Below are 16,675 nucleotides of genomic sequence, written 5' to 3'. Positions count from 1 at the left end.
ATTATTTTTTAACAAACTTAGTTAAAATAACTATGCGCTGGCCGTCAACTCGCCCTTCAATATGTTCAGGGTTGCTGGTTAGGCCAATATTACGAACAGCTGTTCCACGTTTAGCTGTAAGGCTACTACCTTTAACGTCTAAGTCTTTAATTAGGGTAACAGTATCGCCTGCTTGAAGTACTACACCGTTGCTATCTACATGCTTTAAATCGTCATCTTCAGCAAGTGCTTTTTTAGCCCACGTTAGCGTGTCTTCTTCAAGGTAAATCATGTCTAGCGCATCTTGTGCCCAGCCATTATCAGGCGCTAAACGCGAAAGCATTCTGTAAGCTACAACTTGTACTGCAGGAGTTTGGCTCCACATGCTATCGTTTAAACAGTGCCAATGCGTAGGCGTTATTTCGCTGTTATTCTCGATTTGATCTTTACATGTTTGACACGTGTAAATACATTTATCTGAGTGGGTTTCAGTTACCGGTGGTACTTCATAAACAGATAAGTTCTCGGTGGCTGCACACAATTCACATTGATTATTACTACGTTCGATTAAGGCTTTTTCAATACTCATGGGGCTCTTTCTGATTCTGGTCGAGTTAACATTTGCTGCTATTATACTCCAAAACACGAGCTCTGCGCCATTAGTCCCTTAATTTTGTGTGGGTATATTACTCATATACTTATCTTCAATAGTTTTTATATATCCTTGAGCGTGAAGGTTTTTAATTGCTAGGTTTATTTGGGGCAATAATTCTTTATGTTTGCTCAATAAGCGAATTCTTAAAAAACCATGGGAATGCTGTGCGCCAAAGGCAATGTTTATCCCTAACTGCTTTGCCCAATAGAGCGCAGTTAACTTACCTACTAGTGCCGCTTCTACACGGTTTCTTGATAGGGCTGTCATAAGTTCTTTTTCGGATGGAAAGTCAACACGCTCAAAGGTGTTGTCATTAAAGTAATAGTAACCTAGTACCGTTCCTATATTTTTACCCTTCAAGCTATCAACGCTTTGCCAATGCTGGGCATTTTTAGGCAAGGTAACAATCATTTCTGTGGCATAAATAAGCGGCTCTGAAAAAACATAACGAGGGTCATTTCTCTCACTCTTTGAGAGCCATTCTAATGAAATAACATCAAAATCGATTATTTCATCTTGTAAATATTTGGTAATACGCTTTGTAGGTAGGCCGATATGAGAAGCTGCAATATTGGCATCATCGAGTACTTTTTCAATAATTTCGGGTAATATGCCAGGCTTTTCTGGATCATTTGTATAATATGGATAATGACTCCCTGACGCGCTAACATTATATTTGAGGGGAGTAGGATTAATGCTGGCATAGCTAAAAAATACAAATAGCAGAGGGCTCAGTACTAATAACCGAATAAAGTTAGTCAAATCTCTACCTTTTATATTAATATTTTATATTAGTGTTGTGTAATTTTAACGTTTTTGCAATGACGACTATATTTATCTTATGCGTGTTGCATTAAAGTACACATATTATTGGCTGTTTTGCCATCTTTTATTTATAGGTTTAGAGCCAAGTGAAATTACATAACATACCTGATGAAGTACAAAAAATAACTCAGTTTGTTGCGCGGCAACCTATTTTTGATATAGACCAGAATGTTTTCTCGTACGAATTGCTTTATAGAGACTCAGCCAATAATGCGTTTCCTGCAGGCACTTCTGATGTCCATGCGACAAGCCGCCTATTTTTTAATGCTTTAATGTTGGTTGGTTTAGATAGACTTACCGCACATCATTTAGCTTTTATAAACTTGTCATCAGAAACTATTCTCGATAACTTCCCCAAACTTTTATTGCCAGAAAATAGTGTTATTGAAATAGTGGAGCGCACGGGTAATATTCCTGCGGTGGCTGAGCGTGTGCAAGAACTTAAAAAAGAAGGCTATGTTTTTGCACTTGATGATTACGATGGCGATCCAAAATGGGAGCCACTGTTAGCACATGTTGATTACATAAAAATTGAGATAGATGATCCGGTTATTAAAACCAATATGCGCATTAAAAAAATAAAACGCGCAAATCCACATGCAAAAATAATTGTTGAACGAATAGAGACGCATGAACAATTTAATGTATTAAAATTGGCTGGCTGCGATTTATTTCAAGGGTTCTTTTTTTCTCGCCCAGAAATGATTACGTATAAAGGTGTAGAGCCTTCAAAGCTAACCGTTTTTGATCTATTACGTTTTACAGCAAAAGAAACACTTTGCTTTAAAGAAGTTCATCAACGAGTGGCCAGGGATGTCGCCATAACAGCGAGGGTTTTAAAGCTAGCTAACGCGCGTTCAGGCAAAGCAAATTTAGTCATTACGTCTATTTCACAAGCGGTTATTTATTTAGGTGAGGACACAATAAGACAATTTGTTCGCGTATTAGCAATTAGTGAGTTGGGGGTCGAAAAACCAACCGAATTAACTAAGCTTGCTTTAACGCGGGCTCAATTTATGTCGCTAATATTGGAGCAAAATAATAAAGAGTTGACCGAGCAAGGGTATCTGGTGGGTTTGTTCTCGGTGCTTGATGCTATTTTAGATGCTGAATTAAAAGACATAGTTAAAGAGTTTACTTTAGATGCTGCAATATCTGATGCGTTACTATTAGAGAGCGGCATTTTAGGGAACTGTTTATCGCTTATAAAAGAGTTTGAATTAGATAATATAGATGAAGCTATGGTCCATTTGGCCAACATAAACTCAGAGCTGCATATTGGCGATATATTTAATTTTTTATTGGATGCTGTTTTATACAGTGATGACATTATTGAGGCAATAGCAGAATAAATATGCGTAATTGGCTGTCGGTTATAAGTGTAGTGGTTGCTCTTTGTTTATTGTTTCCTGGTATTACAAAACCAGTATTAACAATAGAGGGCAACATAGATAAATCAAAATTAGCGCAGGCGGGCATTGAAATGCTTGCTGAAGAGGGCGATGGTCGGACTCGTAGCATGCTAATGATGTTCTCAAATATGCTAGGGCTTGATAAGTTAGAGGGCGAGATTAGCGCCTATAACAAAACACAAAGTATTTTAGGCACAGTTAAAGAGCTTGCTAGTAATAATAATTTATTTGTAGCTGCTTTAGTGGGGTTGTTTTCTATTGTTATTCCAAGCTTGAAGCTGCTATTACAATTGCTTTATTGTTGCCTACCTTTGAATGGGTTGAAGCAAAAGCTCGGTCTGGTTATTTGTGCATTAAGTAAGTGGAGCATGGTTGATGTATTTGTTATTGCATTAATAGTGACTTACCTAGCAGGTAACGCTCATGGTAAAAGTGGTGAGCTACTTGTTATGAATGCACAATTTGGTGAGGGCTTTTGGTATTTTAGCGCATATTGTATATTTGCAATTATAGCGAGTAACTTAATTAAAACACCTGATAAACCGCAGTCTACATAATTAAAGTATTTGTGGTTGCCGTTAGGTTATCTTACAATCATTTTAAAATTTATTAAAAGGCATAATGTTGCAACGTTTTTACTCTAGTTTACTCATGATAACTTTACTGATCACTTTTGTGGGTCAGGCAGTTGCGTCTGTAGCTATGGTATGCGAAATGCCACATTTGCCAACGAAAACAGCAACGCATGCCCAAATGCCAATGACACACAGTAGTGATGCAACAGCTGTTGCTAGCATGTCTGAAAATATGATGCAGATGGATTGTTGCGACGACGAAAGTACGCCACAAAATGATTGCAAATGCCCTATCAGTGGCTGCGCTGCTAATTCAATGCTTAATGTTGATACTTTATTTAGCGTTACTTTACTTGAATCTGAAAAAGTAAATATAAGTGTATTTACTACACAAATTAATATACCTCGTTCACTCTACCGCCCTCCTATGTCTGCTTAATAGCAGGATAGGTGTAATATCAATTTTATTGAAAACATGCTCATTCTAGCGAGTTAAATACCTCTCTAACTGCGTTAAAAATTACTTATATAAAGCAACTATACTGCGTAATTTTTTCCTTGTTATAGAGCTATTTCCCTACCGCAATAATAGATCATTAATTCAATGCAATTGATATAAAAGGTTTTTGTAAAACTCCTAAACACCTTTTTTGCTTCCTAATTTAAGAATTTCTTTTATTTTTAGATGGAGCAGGTGATGAACCACGCTGTAAGTATTAAAGCCGTATTATGTAGTGTTGTGTTTTTTAGCACAGCTGTTGATGCGCAAAACAATTCAAATAACCTAAATATCGATACGCTAAAGCAAGCCCGCAATGAGCAAACGCTTAGCTTAACGCAAGCGCTTAATTATGCACTAACGCATGAGCCATGGCTAAAAGCGAGTGGCTACCAAGAAGATGCCGCAATAGCGCAAAGTATTGCCGCAGGCACCTTACCCGATCCTGTTTTAACGGTTGGCTTACTTAACTTGCCTACTAACGGTTATGCGTTTGATCAAGAAGGGATGACGCAGCTTAAAGTCGATTTGAGCCAAAAGTTTAGCCGAGGGGATAGTTTAGCACTTAAACAAAAGGCATTAGCTCAGTCTGCTCAACAATATCCTTGGCAGCGCGCCGATCGCTTAGCACAAGTAAAAGCAATTGTGATTGAGTCGTGGTTAAACGCGTATCGTGCTCAGCGAAGTATTACTTTAATTGAGCAAGATAAAGGGCTATTTACTCAGCTTATTGAAATTACCGAAGCAAGCTACGCAAGTACCTTAGGTAAAACACGCCAGCAAGATATTATTCGTGCGCAATTAGAGCTCACTCGCCTTGAAGATAAGCTGGTTATGCTTGAGCAGCAATTTGAAAGTGCTAAAAATCGTTTAGCACAGTGGTTACCTATGAATATGCTTATGCAGCCTTTAAATGCCGAATTTACTAAAACCACAGGGCTGGTTGATTTTGCAAACCTTGAATTTGATAAATTAATACAGTTGCTTATGGCGCATCCCGCAATTATTGCGATAGACAAAACCGCCACCGCAAAGCAAACCGAAGTTGCACTCGCCAAGCAAAGTTACAAACCTCAAATGGGCGTTAATGTGGGTTATGGTTATCGAGATGATACGCCTATGGGGGAGTCGCGAGCTGATTTACTTTCAGTAGGATTTAGCATTGATTTGCCATTGTTTACTGATAATAGACAAGATCAACAGGTTAAATCGGCTATTGCTAGTGCAGAAGCTACTAAAACACAAAAGCTGGTGGCGCTTCAAAAACTCAAAGGCATGTACTTTAAGGAGTTTAGCCAACTCGCTCGTTTGCAAAAACGCGATGCGCTTTATCAAAATACGTTATTACCGCAAATGTCAGAGCAATCTCAAGCAACACTAAATGCTTATACGCGCGACGATGGGGATTTTTCTGACGTGATGCGCGCGCGCATTAGTGAGCTTAACGCCAAAATAGACGCGCTTAATATTCAAGTAGATCAGCATATTATTACCGCTCGCCTTAATTATTATGCAAGTAGCTTAGACCCCCAAGTAATGAGCGATAAAACTGGAGAATTACATAATGAATACTAATTTAAAGTTACTTGTTGCTGCCTTAGTTGGTGCGGGCGCATTTGCGTTAATTGGCGCCTCAGTGATGCAGTTTTTACCTAGCAGCTCGGCGATGCATGAACAGCAAAGTGCTGAAAAACAGCCCTTATATTGGGTAGCCCCTATGGATAGTAATTACAGGCGTGACGCGCCAGGGCTGTCGCCAATGGGAATGGATTTAGTCCCTGTATATGAAAACGATAGCAACGCTCATGATGGACCAGGTGCAGTAACTATTTCGCCTGCAGTCATTAATAACTTGGGTGTAAGAACTGCCAAAGTAGAGCTTAAAACACTTCACAGCGATATAAATACTGTGGGGTATGTGCAATATAACCAAGACCAACTTATTCACATTCATCCGCGTGTAGAGGGCTGGATTGAAAGCTTGTACGTTAAAGCACAAGGAGCACAAGTTAAAGCCGGTGAGCCTTTATATACTTTGTATTCACCACAATTGGTGAATGCACAGGAAGAGTTTTTATTGGCGGTTAATCGTAATAATACCGTGTTAATTCGCGCAGCAAAGGCACGTTTAGAGTCGTTAAATGTGTCTGATGGATTTATTGAACGTTTACAAAAAAATAAAAAGATAATGCAAAATATTACTTTTTACGCAAAGCAAAGTGGTGTGGTAGATGAGCTAACAGTACGAGAAGGCTTTTACGTTAAACCAGGCACATCAATGATGAGTATTGCTCAGCTTGATGAAATTTGGGTAGAGGCAGAAGTATTCGAGCGCCAATCAGAACAAGTGAGCGTTGGTTTACCTGTAACAATGACGCTTGATTACTTAAAAGGTCAAAAGTGGGAAGGTAAGGTTGATTACATTTACCCCGCGCTTGATGCTAAAAACCGAACTTTGCGTGTAAGGCTTAGGTTTGAAAATGCAGATCATCGGTTAAAACCAAATATGTTTGCACAAGTGAGCATTCACGCTAAAGCGAGTAAGGCGCAATTTACAGTACCAAAAGAAGCGGTAATTCGCACGCAGCATCAAAACCGTGTAGTTATTGCATTAGGTGAGGGTCGTTTTAAATCGGTAGAAGTCGAAGTTGGGCAAATTAATAGTAATGAAGCGGTCATTTTGTCAGGTGTAATGACAGGTGACACGGTAGTGACCTCAGCACAATTTTTAATAGATTCTGAGTCAAGTAAGAGCTCTGACTTTAAACGAATGGAAATACCTAGTTCTAGTATTAGCTCAGGTATGGGGTCGGATTCTGGTTCAGGCTTTAATATGAACATGGATATGCAGCCACAAAGCGCCACGGTTAACGGAACTATTAATGCCATAGATACACAAAATCGCATTATAAATATTAGTCGAGAAGCCATTGAAAAATGGAATCGAGAACCCGCCACAATGGACTTTGTATTAGCGCCAGATATTGATATTAGTCAGTTTGAAAATGCCCAGTATATTAATTTTACTTTTAGCATTATTAATGATGAATTTGTAATCACTAAAGCGCAAAACGCAGAGGCGATTGATCATTCTACTATGCAACCTATGCAACCTATGCAACATAGTTCTCACTAGGAGCCATTATGATAACTGCCATTATTCGCTGGTCTGTTGGCAATCGCTTTTTTGTGTTGTTGCTTACATTAATTTTACTGGGTGGAGGATTGTTTGCACTAAAAGATACGCCCGTGGACGCCTTACCTGACTTATCTGATGTTCAGGTCATTATAAAAACTACTTATCCGGGGCAAGCGCCGCAAGTAGTGCAAGACCAAGTTACATTTCCGCTCACCACTGCAATGCTTTCTGTGCCGGGTGCGCAAACTGTAAGGGGTTTTTCGTTTTTTGGTGACTCGTACGTTTACGTTATTTTTGATGAAAAAACTGATTTGTATTGGGCGCGTAGCCGAGTACAAGAATACCTAAGCCAAGCAGCAAACCGATTGCCCGATAGCGCTACGCCAGAGCTTGGCCCTGATGCAACAGGCGTAGGTTGGATTTACTTATACGCACTAATTGATAAAACAAATAAACACGATATTAGTCAGCTACGAAGCTTACAAGATTGGTTTTTAAAGTTTGAGCTACAAACTGTGCCCGGTGTATCTGAAGTGGCTGCTGTTGGTGGCATGGTTAAGCAATACCAAGTCAATGTAGAGCCTGATAAATTACGTGCATATGGTATCCCGCTTAGCCTTATTCAAACGGCGATTCAACAAGGCAACCAAGAGATGGGCGCCTCGGTAGTTGAAATGGCTGAAGCTGAATACATGGTAACAAGCACAGGCTACATTAAAAGTGTTGCCGACTTGGAAGCTATTCCGCTTGGTGTAAACGCTAATGGTACTGCGCTGCAATTGCGTGATGTAGCCGATATTAGAGTCGGGCCGCAAATGCGCCGTGGTATTGCAGAGCTTAATGGCGAAGGCGAAGTAACCGGCGGCATCGTTATTATGCGCTATGGCGAAAATGCACAAAAAACCATTGAGCTGGTAAAAGCAAAATTAGAATCGCTTAAAAAGGGATTGCCAGAGGGCGTTGAAATAGTCCCTGTGTACGATCGCTCCAACTTAATAAATAACGCGGTAGATAATCTAACAAGTAAGCTAATTGAAGAGCTGATTGTAGTTGCTTTAGTGTGTGTGGTGTTTTTGTTTCATGTGCGCTCATCATTGGTGGCAATTATTACGTTACCGCTTGGCATTTTAACGGCATTTATAATTATGTATTGGCAGGGGATTAACGCCAATATTATGTCTTTAGGGGGAATTGCAATAGCGATAGGCGCAATGACCGACGGCGCTATCGTCATGATTGAAAATATGCACAAACATATGGAAAAAACGCCACTTACCAACGAAAACCGCTGGGAAGTTGTGGCTAAATCGGCGAGTGAAGTGGGTCCTGCATTATTTTTTAGTTTATTAATTATTACCGTCAGCTTTATGCCTGTATTTATTTTAGAAGCGCAAGAAGGACGTATGTTTGCGCCACTGGCTTACACTAAAACCTATGCTATGGCGGCGTCTGCTGGGCTTGCGATTACCTTAGTGCCGGTATTAATGGGTTACTTTATTAGAGGTAAAGTTATTTCGGAGCAAAAAAATCCAGTTAACCGATTACTCGTCGCAGCGTATCGCCCACTACTTAACTGGGTGCTTAAATTCCCAAAAATGACATTGGTATTCGCGGTGGTTGTTTCTGTTATTGGCTTTTACCCGGTAAACAAAATAGGCAGTGAATTTATTCCGCCACTTGATGAGGGCGACTTAATGTATATGCCCACAACGTATCCTGGTTTATCGGTAGGTAAAGCGCGCGAAATACTACAGCAAACCGACAAGCTAATTGCCACAGTACCCGAGGTTAAAACAGTATTTGGTAAAGTTGGGCGAGCAGAAACTGCAACAGATCCTGCGCCGCTTACAATGATAGAGACGTTTATTCAGTTAAAACCAAAAGATGAATGGCGCGATGGTATGACCCTTGAAAAACTTAAAAAAGAACTCGACGGTTTGGTTAAGTTTCCGGGGTTGACGAATGCGTGGGTAATGCCAATTAAAACACGTATTGATATGCTCGCAACCGGTATTAAAACTCCCGTGGGCATTAAAGTTGCGGGACCAAAGTTGAGTGAAATTCAAAAAATTGGTCAACAAATAGAAGTGCTTTTAAAAGATCTACAAGGCACCGCATCGGTTTATTCAGAGCGAGTAGCTGGTGGGCGTTATATAAAAGTAGATATAAATCGTGAAAAAGCGGCGCGTTATAGCTTAAACATTAGCGACGTACAGCAAGTTGTATCTACTGCAATAGGTGGTACAAACGTAACTCAAACCGTTGAAGGGCAAGAGCGCTACCCTGTTAATTTACGTTATCCGCAAGCATACAGAGACTCGCCAGAAGAGCTAATGTTGTTACCTATTGTAACGCCTACAGGGCAGCGTATAGCACTTGGTGATGTAGCTGCTGTATTTATTGAAGATGGACCGCCTGGTATAAAAAGCGAAAATGCACGTTTAAACGGTTGGAGTTTTATTGATATAGATGGCGTTGATATTGGTACTTATGTCGAGCACGCTCAGCAAGTGCTCGATAAAGACCTAATACTACCAGCTGGCTACTCAATTACGTGGGCTGGGCAGTATGAATACATGCAGCGCGCTAAAGACAAACTGACTTATGTATTACCACTTACATTAGCGATTATTATTGTGTTGCTTTATCTTAATTTTAGAAGCTTTGCTGAGGTCACTATTATTATGGCTACGTTGCCACTGGCAATGATTGGTGGCGTATGGCTAATGTATTTAGAGGGCTTTAACTTTTCAGTTGCAGTAGGTGTGGGCTTTATTGCCTTAGCTGGGGTAGCGGTGGAAATTGGGGTCATTATGTTGGTGTATTTAAACCAGGCCTATCAAGAAAAATGCATCGAAGCAGAGCAGGCAGATAAGCCACTTAGTTTAGTGCAATTACAGCAAGCTATTATTGAAGGTGCAGGGCTTCGAGTACGCCCGGTTATGATGACTGTCGCGACAATTATTATTGGCTTGCTACCTGTGCTGTATGGCACAGGCACCGGAAGCGAAGTAATGAGTCGAATAGCTGCACCTATGGTTGGCGGTATGGGCAGTGCAATTGTACTCACCTTACTTGTTATTCCTGCGGTTTACCTACTGTGGCGCAAACAAGGACTTAAATAATATAAAGCAACAAGACGATAGAGCAGTGCGGTTACTACCCACGCATTGCTCTATAAAAATTACCTATAATTTGTAAGTTATTCTATTAAATTGCTAACTAATATCCATTTTGAAATTAACCTTCTGTTTTTAAATGGTTTTTTAATTGGCACGCTTTACGCAGTGTAGTACCTATACAGTCAACTAAGTAAGGAATGCACATGCAAGTTAAAACAATTAAAGAGGTATACGATTGGACCGTTTTGTTTCATACGCAAATGGCGGCTAATTTTCATAGCGTAAAGGATTTACTCGATGAACATAATGCAATGCTGGTGGACTACTACCTAAATTACGAAAAAAAACTCGCTGAAGATTTAGTCGGGTTTAAAGCGATAACCGAAATAAATACGCTCGATACGTACTGTTATGAATACTTTGCTAAAAATCCTGAGCTAATTACTTTCGAAGACATTAGTAAAGACCAGCAATTTGATGAGAAAGTTATTCAAGCTTACTTATCAGAGCAGCATCAAAAGGTAATTGAATTATACGAATACTTACTTGAGCGCGCTGAAACTCAAAGTGGCCAAGAAAAGCTGCAACAAATACTAGAGCTGGAAAAGCAAGGTATAAAGCAAATGATGCAAAGTACGAATCGTCATATGGATATGTAGCTTTATAAGATAACTATTCAAAATAGCCGATGCTTGCATCGGCTTATTTTATGTCTGCGTTAAATAACCCGCAGAGGGCTTTGATAAACTGGCTAGAATAATATGCGTGTCAACGTGTGGCACGCACCTAGGGAGATCAAACTTCTTCTGTATCTACAATTAAATCACTTGTTATTGATTCCAATGCTTCAATGACTTCATCTTTATTCATACCATTGGGTAAAGTAACGGTAGCAACAGCGCTAAAAATAGGCACCCCCCAATTAGGCGCACTTTGCTGCCTTGAATTTAAATGAGTAATGTTAGCGCCTTTGTGGCGTATTACACTCGCCAACTCTTGAACAATACCTGGGCGATCGTTACCTGTAATAACCAGATTGATTTGTTCTAATGTTGATGGTTCAATTTCTGTGTTTCCGGTTTCAATTCGAACGTCTAACTTAGGTAACTTATTTAAAGCGCTTTGTAATGATTGAAAGTGTTCCTCAGCAACTTCAAGTTGAATAATACCTGCAAAATGACCTAATAAATGGCTTAAGTTACTGCTTAGCCAGTTGCCATGATTTTGTAACACGACGGATGAGATACTCTCTACTAAACCAGGGCGATCTTGCCCTAGAATAGTTATAACCAACTGCTTCATAAATAATTCTCTTTTTAAGCCCAAAGAAAGTAAATGCATAGGCATTAAGTGTATTGTCTAATCTAAATTGTGTTGTTGTACTTTTTATAAAACGTTGATTTTAAAGTAATAAAAATAAATGTGGTTGTGTTGACTATACGCGGTATTAATAGTCATTCTTTTTTAGTAAGTACTCTTTTAGTATTGACCTCGATAAATGCTTTGTCCAATTATTTTATAATTTAGTTCACTTAAAAATCATCTATATGAGACTTATTTAGCGATTTTCTTCGCTAGTTTTATTTAAAACCGTTTTAACGTGCTTATTATTACTGCTGTAACATTACTGTCATCTTGATGAAATATAATTTATACAACGTTAAGATTTAAGGGTGTTTTGATGACTTCCAATCCGAATAAACCGACTTTTAATACGGATCGAAGCCGTCTATTTAAAGATCGGTTTGCCAAATTTGGTATAACCGCAGGTGGGATAATGGTATTGGTAGCACTGCTATTAATATTCTTTTACCTTCTTTATGTAGTACAGCCAATTTTTGAATCAGCAAAAGTAGAAAAACGCGATAGCTTTCCGGTCGCTAATTCGCAGCAAATAGCAGGCCTAGGTGTAGAAGAGCAAACTGAAGTTGCTTATTTACTCAGTCAGCAAGGGCAGGTTGATTTTTACAGTGTGCAAGATGGCAGCTTTGGTAAAAAGCTTAAAACATTAAACGCCGAGCTACCAAGTGATGCAACAAGCTTTGCAACTAGCGCGCCTTTTCAAGGGAATTATGCGTTTGGTTTAAAAGATGGCACTGTAATGGTCGTAGCACCTAAATTTTTGGTCACCTTTCCTAATAACGAGCGTAAATTAACGCCTCGTTTAGACTTTCCTCTTGGGGAAATGGCTTTGGAAGTAGATGAACAAGGCTCAGCTATTAAACGCTTTGCATTTAGCCACTATGAAGACAGAACAGCCGTTGTCGCACTTACAGAAGACAAACGGGTGCTGTTTAGCAGTTTTGTTGCTGAAGAGAATATGTTTACTGGCGAAGTTGAGTGGGTTGTTGAGCGCACAGAGCTAGATGTTGAAGGGCGTGTAGATGAGCTATTAATGTCGCCAGATACAACCCGTACTTTTGTACGTTCTGCTAATCAAGTTTACGTATACGATACACGTGACCCAAGTGATGTAGAGCAAATTCAGTTACTTTCAGCTAACGAAGAAAATGCCAATATTGTATCTGCACAATTACTAGCAGGTGCAAACTCATTAATGCTTGCCAATGATAACGGCGAAGTTTCGCAGTGGTTTGAAGTTAACACTGACACTGGCCGCGAATATCAAAAAATACGTTCATTTGAAACGACTAAGCAAAGTAAATTAAATGTATTTACAGAGTTTTACCGTCGTACTTTTTTTACGACCAGCAGTAACGGTGAGCTTGGGGTGTACTACACAACAAGCGAAGCAAAATTATGGCAAGGTAAAGTAAGTGAAGGCGCAATACAAAACTTTGCAATTTCACCGCGTTCAAATGCTGCATTAATTTTGGCGGATAACAAACTAACAGTATTAGAAATACATAACGAGCATCCAGAAGTCACTTGGTCAGCGCTTTGGCAAGAAGTGTGGTACGAAGGTTACCCAGAGCCAGGTTATATATGGCAGTCAACATCAGCCAGTGATGACTTTGAATCTAAGTTTTCATTAGTGCCAATTTCGTTTGGTACATTAAAAGCAGCCCTTTATGCGATGTTATTTGCAGTGCCTATTGCGCTTTCGGCGGCAATTTACACGGCATACTTTATGTCGAGTAAATTACGTAAGGTAGTTAAGCCCACTGTTGAAATAATGGAAGCATTACCAACCGTTATTTTAGGTTTTTTAGCCGGTCTTTGGTTAGCTCCATTGATAGAAGAGCACTTACCTGCAATTGTTGGGTTACTCATATTATTACCTTTAGGTATGTTAGCGACAGGTTTAGCTTGGACTAAATTACCAACCAAAATCCGTCATCGAATTCCTGAAGGATCTCATTCAATTATCCTTATTCCGGTCGTTTTACTTATTGGCTGGTTTTCGTTTGCGATGAGTGAATTTGTTGAGCTTTGGATGTTTGACGGCAATGTACGTCAGTACTTAACAAATGAGCTAGGTATGACATTCGATCAACGTAACTCGCTTGTTGTAGGTATTGCGATGGGCTTTGCAGTTATTCCAACTATATTCTCAATTGCAGAAGACGCCGTATTTAGTGTTCCAAAGCATTTATCAAATGGCTCATTAGCATTAGGTGCAACGCAGTGGCAAACACTAATACGTGTTGTATTACTAACAGCAAGCCCTGGTATTTTCTCTGCGGTAATGATGGGACTTGGCCGCGCCGTTGGCGAAACCATGATTGTACTTATGGCAACGGGTAATACACCTATTATGGATTGGAGCATCTTCCAAGGTATGCGTACGCTTGCAGCAAATATTGCAGTTGAAATGCCTGAGTCAGAAGTAGGTAGTTCGCATTACAGAATATTGTTCTTAGCGGCCTTTGTACTATTCATATTCACATTCATTTTTAACACAGTCGCTGAGTTTGTTCGCCAGCAACTGCGTGAAAAATATAGCTCAATGTAAGCGGAGAGACATGACATGGTAAAGCAGTGGTTTAAGTCTGGTTCTCCTTGGATTTGGATGACCGGTGGTGCAGTGAGCATCAGTTTAATTTCAGTTTTAGGCTTATTAGCAATGATAGCCTGGAAAGGATTAAGTTTTTTCTGGCCTTCAGAAGTTGTACAGTTTGAACTTGAAGGGTCAATTTCAAAACAAACCGTTATTGGCGAAGTTTATGACCGTGAATTAGTACCAAAAACGCGTTTAGCCGCGACAGGTATTGACGTTAGCGGATTTGAAAAAGAAGAAATAGAGCGCTTACTTATTAAAACAGGTAATCGTGAGTATGTAGATTTAGACTTTCGTTGGATATTAGAAACCGATATTAAAAATAAAACAACGCCAGCAACGCTTGCTGTATTTGAGCGTAGTAAAAACGGTAATTTTTATGGTTATGTTGAAAGTGTAATTAAAGATGGTAAACCAGTCGAAGGCGATAAAATCGAAGCTCTACATGAACTTGTAGAGCGTGCCGTGGATTTAAACGACGAAGCACTTGATTTACAAAATGGTGACATTGGGCATATTAACTATGAGCTTGAGCGTCTTCGTTTAAAAGAAAAGGGCTACTTACTAGATAACGCACTCACTGATGAACGTGTTGCTGAGCTTGCTCAAGAGCGTGCTGAATTACGTGCGCAGTATGGTGTACTTGAAAAAGATTTATTTGCACTACGTAAACAAGCTAAACGTGACCACGTAACTGTAAAAGATATGCGCGGTGAAGTAGTTACGATTCCAATGTATCAAGTACTTGATGTTTGGTTTCCAAATGATATGGGCTTTTTTGCAAAGCTAGGGCACTACTTTGTGCAGCTAGGTAAGTTTGTATCTGATGACCCACGTGAAGCAAATACAGAGGGCGGTGTTTTCCCTGCTATATTTGGTACTGTGTTTATGGTTATGCTGATGGCTGTAATAGTGACGCCGTTTGGTGTTGTTGCTGCAATTTACTTACACGAGTATGCCGCTAAAAATGCAGTCACTAAGATGATTCGTATTGCGGTGATTAACTTGGCCGGTGTGCCTTCAATTGTGTACGGTGTATTTGGCCTCGGCTTTTTTGTATACATGTTAGGTGGTAGCTTAGACCAATTATTTTACCCTGAAGCGGCACCAACGCCAGTATTTGGTACGCCAGGTGTAATGTGGTCGGCGTTAACGCTTGCTATATTAACTTTGCCAGTTGTTATTGTATCGACTGAAGAGGGCTTATCTCGTATTCCAAGTACCGTACGTGACGGTTCACTAGCGCTTGGCGCAACAAAGGTTGAAACGTTATGGCGCATAATTATTCCAATGGCAAGCCCTGCAATTATGACTGGTTTAATACTGGCAGTTGCGCGTGCTGCAGGTGAAGTTGCACCATTAATGTTAGTAGGCGTTGTAAAAATGGCCCCTACATTACCACTTGATGGTAACTTCCCGTATTTTCACTTAGATAGAAAGTTCATGCACTTAGGCTTTCATATATACGATGTTGGCTTCCAAAGCCCTAATGTTGAAGCGGCACGTCCGCTGGTATACGCCACTGCCTTTTTATTGGTGTCGGTGATTATTACCCTAAACATAACGGCCATTGGTATACGTAACCATTTACGTGAAAAATTCAGATCGCTTGAACACTAATTAGTAAAGATTTTATAGGTAACAAAAATGATTACAGTCGCTCCACAAGTAAACCAAGCTAATATTGGTCAAAAGTTAGACCTAGAAAATTTAACGGATGATCAAAAAGCGCTAGAGATTAAAGACCTCGATCTTTACTACGGTGATAAGCAGGCGCTTAATAAAGTAAATATGAACATTCCTAAAGGCCAAGTAACTGCGTTTATCGGGCCGTCTGGGTGTGGTAAATCAACATTACTGCGTTGTATTAATCGCATGAATGATTTGGTTGATATTTGCCGTATTGAAGGTGAAATATTACTCCATGGTCAAAATATTTACGATAAGAGCGTAGATGTAGCAGCACTTCGTCGTAATGTAGGCATGGTGTTTCAGCGCCCTAATCCATTTCCTAAATCAATTTATGAAAATGTAGTTTATGGCCTGCGCTTACAAGGCATTAAAGAGAAACGTAAATTAGATGAAGTGGTAGAGCAATCACTTCGTGGTGCTGCTTTGTGGGATGAAGTAAAAGATAGATTGCACGATAGCGCGTTTGGCTTATCGGGTGGTCAGCAACAACGTTTAGTTATAGCTCGCTCAATTGCAATTGAGCCAGAGGTACTTTTACTTGATGAACCAACATCAGCACTCGACCCTATTTCTACTTTGGTAATCGAAGAGCTAATAAACGATTTAAAAAACAAATTTACCGTTGTTATTGTTACACACAACATGCAACAAGCAGCGCGTGTATCTGATCAAACAGCCTTTATGTATATGGGCGAATTGATTGAATACTCAGACACAAATACCTTATTTACTACACCAACGAAGAAAAAGACTGAAGATTACATTACCGGTCGTTACGGTTAATTAGCCCGTTATAGCGTGTTGTACAAGATTAAG

Annotated in this window: 13 protein-coding genes; 10 read left to right on the top strand and 3 right to left on the bottom strand. The window is 39.7% G+C overall.

Annotated elements, in window-relative coordinates; all coding sequences use genetic code 11:
• Position 1 precedes the first annotated feature (1 nt).
• Entirely contained in the window at positions 2-568 is a 567-nt protein-coding gene (locus tag H5087_RS06015) for a PhnA domain-containing protein (protein ID WP_007586451.1), read from the bottom strand.
• 78 nt (positions 569-646) lie between these two features.
• On the bottom strand, positions 647-1,396 hold the full coding sequence (locus tag H5087_RS06010; RefSeq protein ID WP_039489054.1) for an ABC transporter substrate-binding protein: 750 nt from the start codon (positions 1,394-1,396) through the stop codon (positions 647-649).
• Positions 1,397-1,545: 149 nt separating this feature from the next.
• Here H5087_RS06010 and H5087_RS06005 point away from each other — a divergent pair, with 149 nt between their 5' ends.
• The 7 genes from H5087_RS06005 (at position 1,546) to H5087_RS05975 (ending at position 10,865) form a co-directional block, all read left to right on the top strand.
• On the top strand, positions 1,546-2,811 hold the full coding sequence (locus H5087_RS06005; protein WP_182671455.1) for an EAL domain-containing protein: 1,266 nt from the start codon (positions 1,546-1,548) through the stop codon (positions 2,809-2,811).
• A gap of 2 nt (positions 2,812-2,813) precedes the next feature.
• Complete coding sequence (locus tag H5087_RS06000) at positions 2,814-3,428, top strand: paraquat-inducible protein A (protein ID WP_182671454.1); 615 nt, start codon at positions 2,814-2,816, stop codon at positions 3,426-3,428.
• Between the two features lie 94 nt (positions 3,429-3,522).
• Positions 3,523-3,885, top strand: coding sequence for a hypothetical protein (locus tag H5087_RS05995; RefSeq protein WP_259397744.1), 363 nt, complete (start codon positions 3,523-3,525; stop codon positions 3,883-3,885).
• A gap of 258 nt (positions 3,886-4,143) precedes the next feature.
• Positions 4,144-5,520, top strand: coding sequence for a TolC family protein (locus H5087_RS05990; protein WP_182671453.1), 1,377 nt, complete (start codon positions 4,144-4,146; stop codon positions 5,518-5,520).
• Positions 5,510-7,081 (top strand): efflux RND transporter periplasmic adaptor subunit, encoded by a 1,572-nt coding sequence (locus H5087_RS05985; protein ID WP_182671452.1) that lies wholly within the window; start codon positions 5,510-5,512, stop codon positions 7,079-7,081. Before H5087_RS05990 ends, H5087_RS05985 begins: the two co-directional genes overlap by 11 nt.
• Positions 7,082-7,089: 8 nt before the next feature.
• Positions 7,090-10,209, top strand: coding sequence for an efflux RND transporter permease subunit (locus H5087_RS05980; RefSeq protein WP_182671451.1), 3,120 nt, complete (start codon positions 7,090-7,092; stop codon positions 10,207-10,209).
• Between the two features lie 200 nt (positions 10,210-10,409).
• The gene (locus H5087_RS05975; protein ID WP_002957844.1) at positions 10,410-10,865 is read left to right on the top strand and encodes a hypothetical protein; all 456 of its coding nucleotides are present in this window, start codon (positions 10,410-10,412) and stop codon (positions 10,863-10,865) included.
• Between the two features lie 136 nt (positions 10,866-11,001).
• Here the strand turns inward: H5087_RS05975 and H5087_RS05970 are convergent, their stop codons facing one another.
• Positions 11,002-11,508 (bottom strand): glycine cleavage system protein R, encoded by a 507-nt coding sequence (locus H5087_RS05970; RefSeq protein WP_002957843.1) that lies wholly within the window; start codon positions 11,506-11,508, stop codon positions 11,002-11,004.
• 379 nt (positions 11,509-11,887) lie between these two features.
• On the opposite strand from H5087_RS05970, the gene H5087_RS05965 reads away from it, so the two are divergent.
• From H5087_RS05965 to pstB, 3 genes are read left to right on the top strand one after another with little or no spacing between them, the layout of a single operon-like run.
• A complete protein-coding gene (locus H5087_RS05965) occupies positions 11,888-14,122 on the top strand; it encodes an ABC transporter permease subunit (RefSeq protein ID WP_182671450.1) in 2,235 nt (744 codons plus the stop codon).
• A gap of 15 nt (positions 14,123-14,137) precedes the next feature.
• Positions 14,138-15,787 (top strand): phosphate ABC transporter permease PstA, encoded by a 1,650-nt coding sequence (gene pstA / locus H5087_RS05960; RefSeq protein ID WP_002957841.1) that lies wholly within the window; start codon positions 14,138-14,140, stop codon positions 15,785-15,787.
• Positions 15,788-15,814: 27 nt separating this feature from the next.
• Positions 15,815-16,642: a phosphate ABC transporter ATP-binding protein PstB gene (gene pstB, locus H5087_RS05955; RefSeq protein WP_002957840.1), complete on the top strand. Its 828-nt coding sequence runs from the start codon at positions 15,815-15,817 to the stop codon at positions 16,640-16,642.
• Positions 16,643-16,675: the final 33 nt, after the last annotated feature.

Source organism: Pseudoalteromonas sp. SR43-7 (genome assembly GCF_014163785.1).
In the GTDB taxonomy this organism is placed as follows: Bacteria; Pseudomonadota; Gammaproteobacteria; order Enterobacterales; family Alteromonadaceae; genus Pseudoalteromonas; species Pseudoalteromonas distincta.
This window is presented reverse-complemented; position numbering and strand designations above follow the sequence as displayed.

Bases quoted from the DNA above. Each gene is read 5' to 3' on its own strand.
- H5087_RS06015 (WP_007586451.1), bottom strand. From the start codon at position 568: ATGAGTATTGAAAAAGCCTTAATCGAACGTAGTAATAATCAATGTGAA.
- H5087_RS06000 (WP_182671454.1), top strand. From the start codon at position 2,814: ATGCGTAATTGGCTGTCGGTTATAAGTGTAGTGGTTGCTCTTTGTTTA.
- H5087_RS05995 (WP_259397744.1), top strand. From the start codon at position 3,523: ATGATAACTTTACTGATCACTTTTGTGGGTCAGGCAGTTGCGTCTGTA.
- H5087_RS05990 (WP_182671453.1), top strand. From the start codon at position 4,144: ATGAACCACGCTGTAAGTATTAAAGCCGTATTATGTAGTGTTGTGTTT.
- H5087_RS05985 (WP_182671452.1), top strand. From the start codon at position 5,510: ATGAATACTAATTTAAAGTTACTTGTTGCTGCCTTAGTTGGTGCGGGC.
- H5087_RS05980 (WP_182671451.1), top strand. From the start codon at position 7,090: ATGATAACTGCCATTATTCGCTGGTCTGTTGGCAATCGCTTTTTTGTG.
- H5087_RS05975 (WP_002957844.1), top strand. From the start codon at position 10,410: ATGCAAGTTAAAACAATTAAAGAGGTATACGATTGGACCGTTTTGTTT.
- H5087_RS05970 (WP_002957843.1), bottom strand. From the start codon at position 11,508: ATGAAGCAGTTGGTTATAACTATTCTAGGGCAAGATCGCCCTGGTTTA.
- H5087_RS05965 (WP_182671450.1), top strand. From the start codon at position 11,888: ATGACTTCCAATCCGAATAAACCGACTTTTAATACGGATCGAAGCCGT.
- pstA (WP_002957841.1), top strand. From the start codon at position 14,138: ATGGTAAAGCAGTGGTTTAAGTCTGGTTCTCCTTGGATTTGGATGACC.
- pstB (WP_002957840.1), top strand. From the start codon at position 15,815: ATGATTACAGTCGCTCCACAAGTAAACCAAGCTAATATTGGTCAAAAG.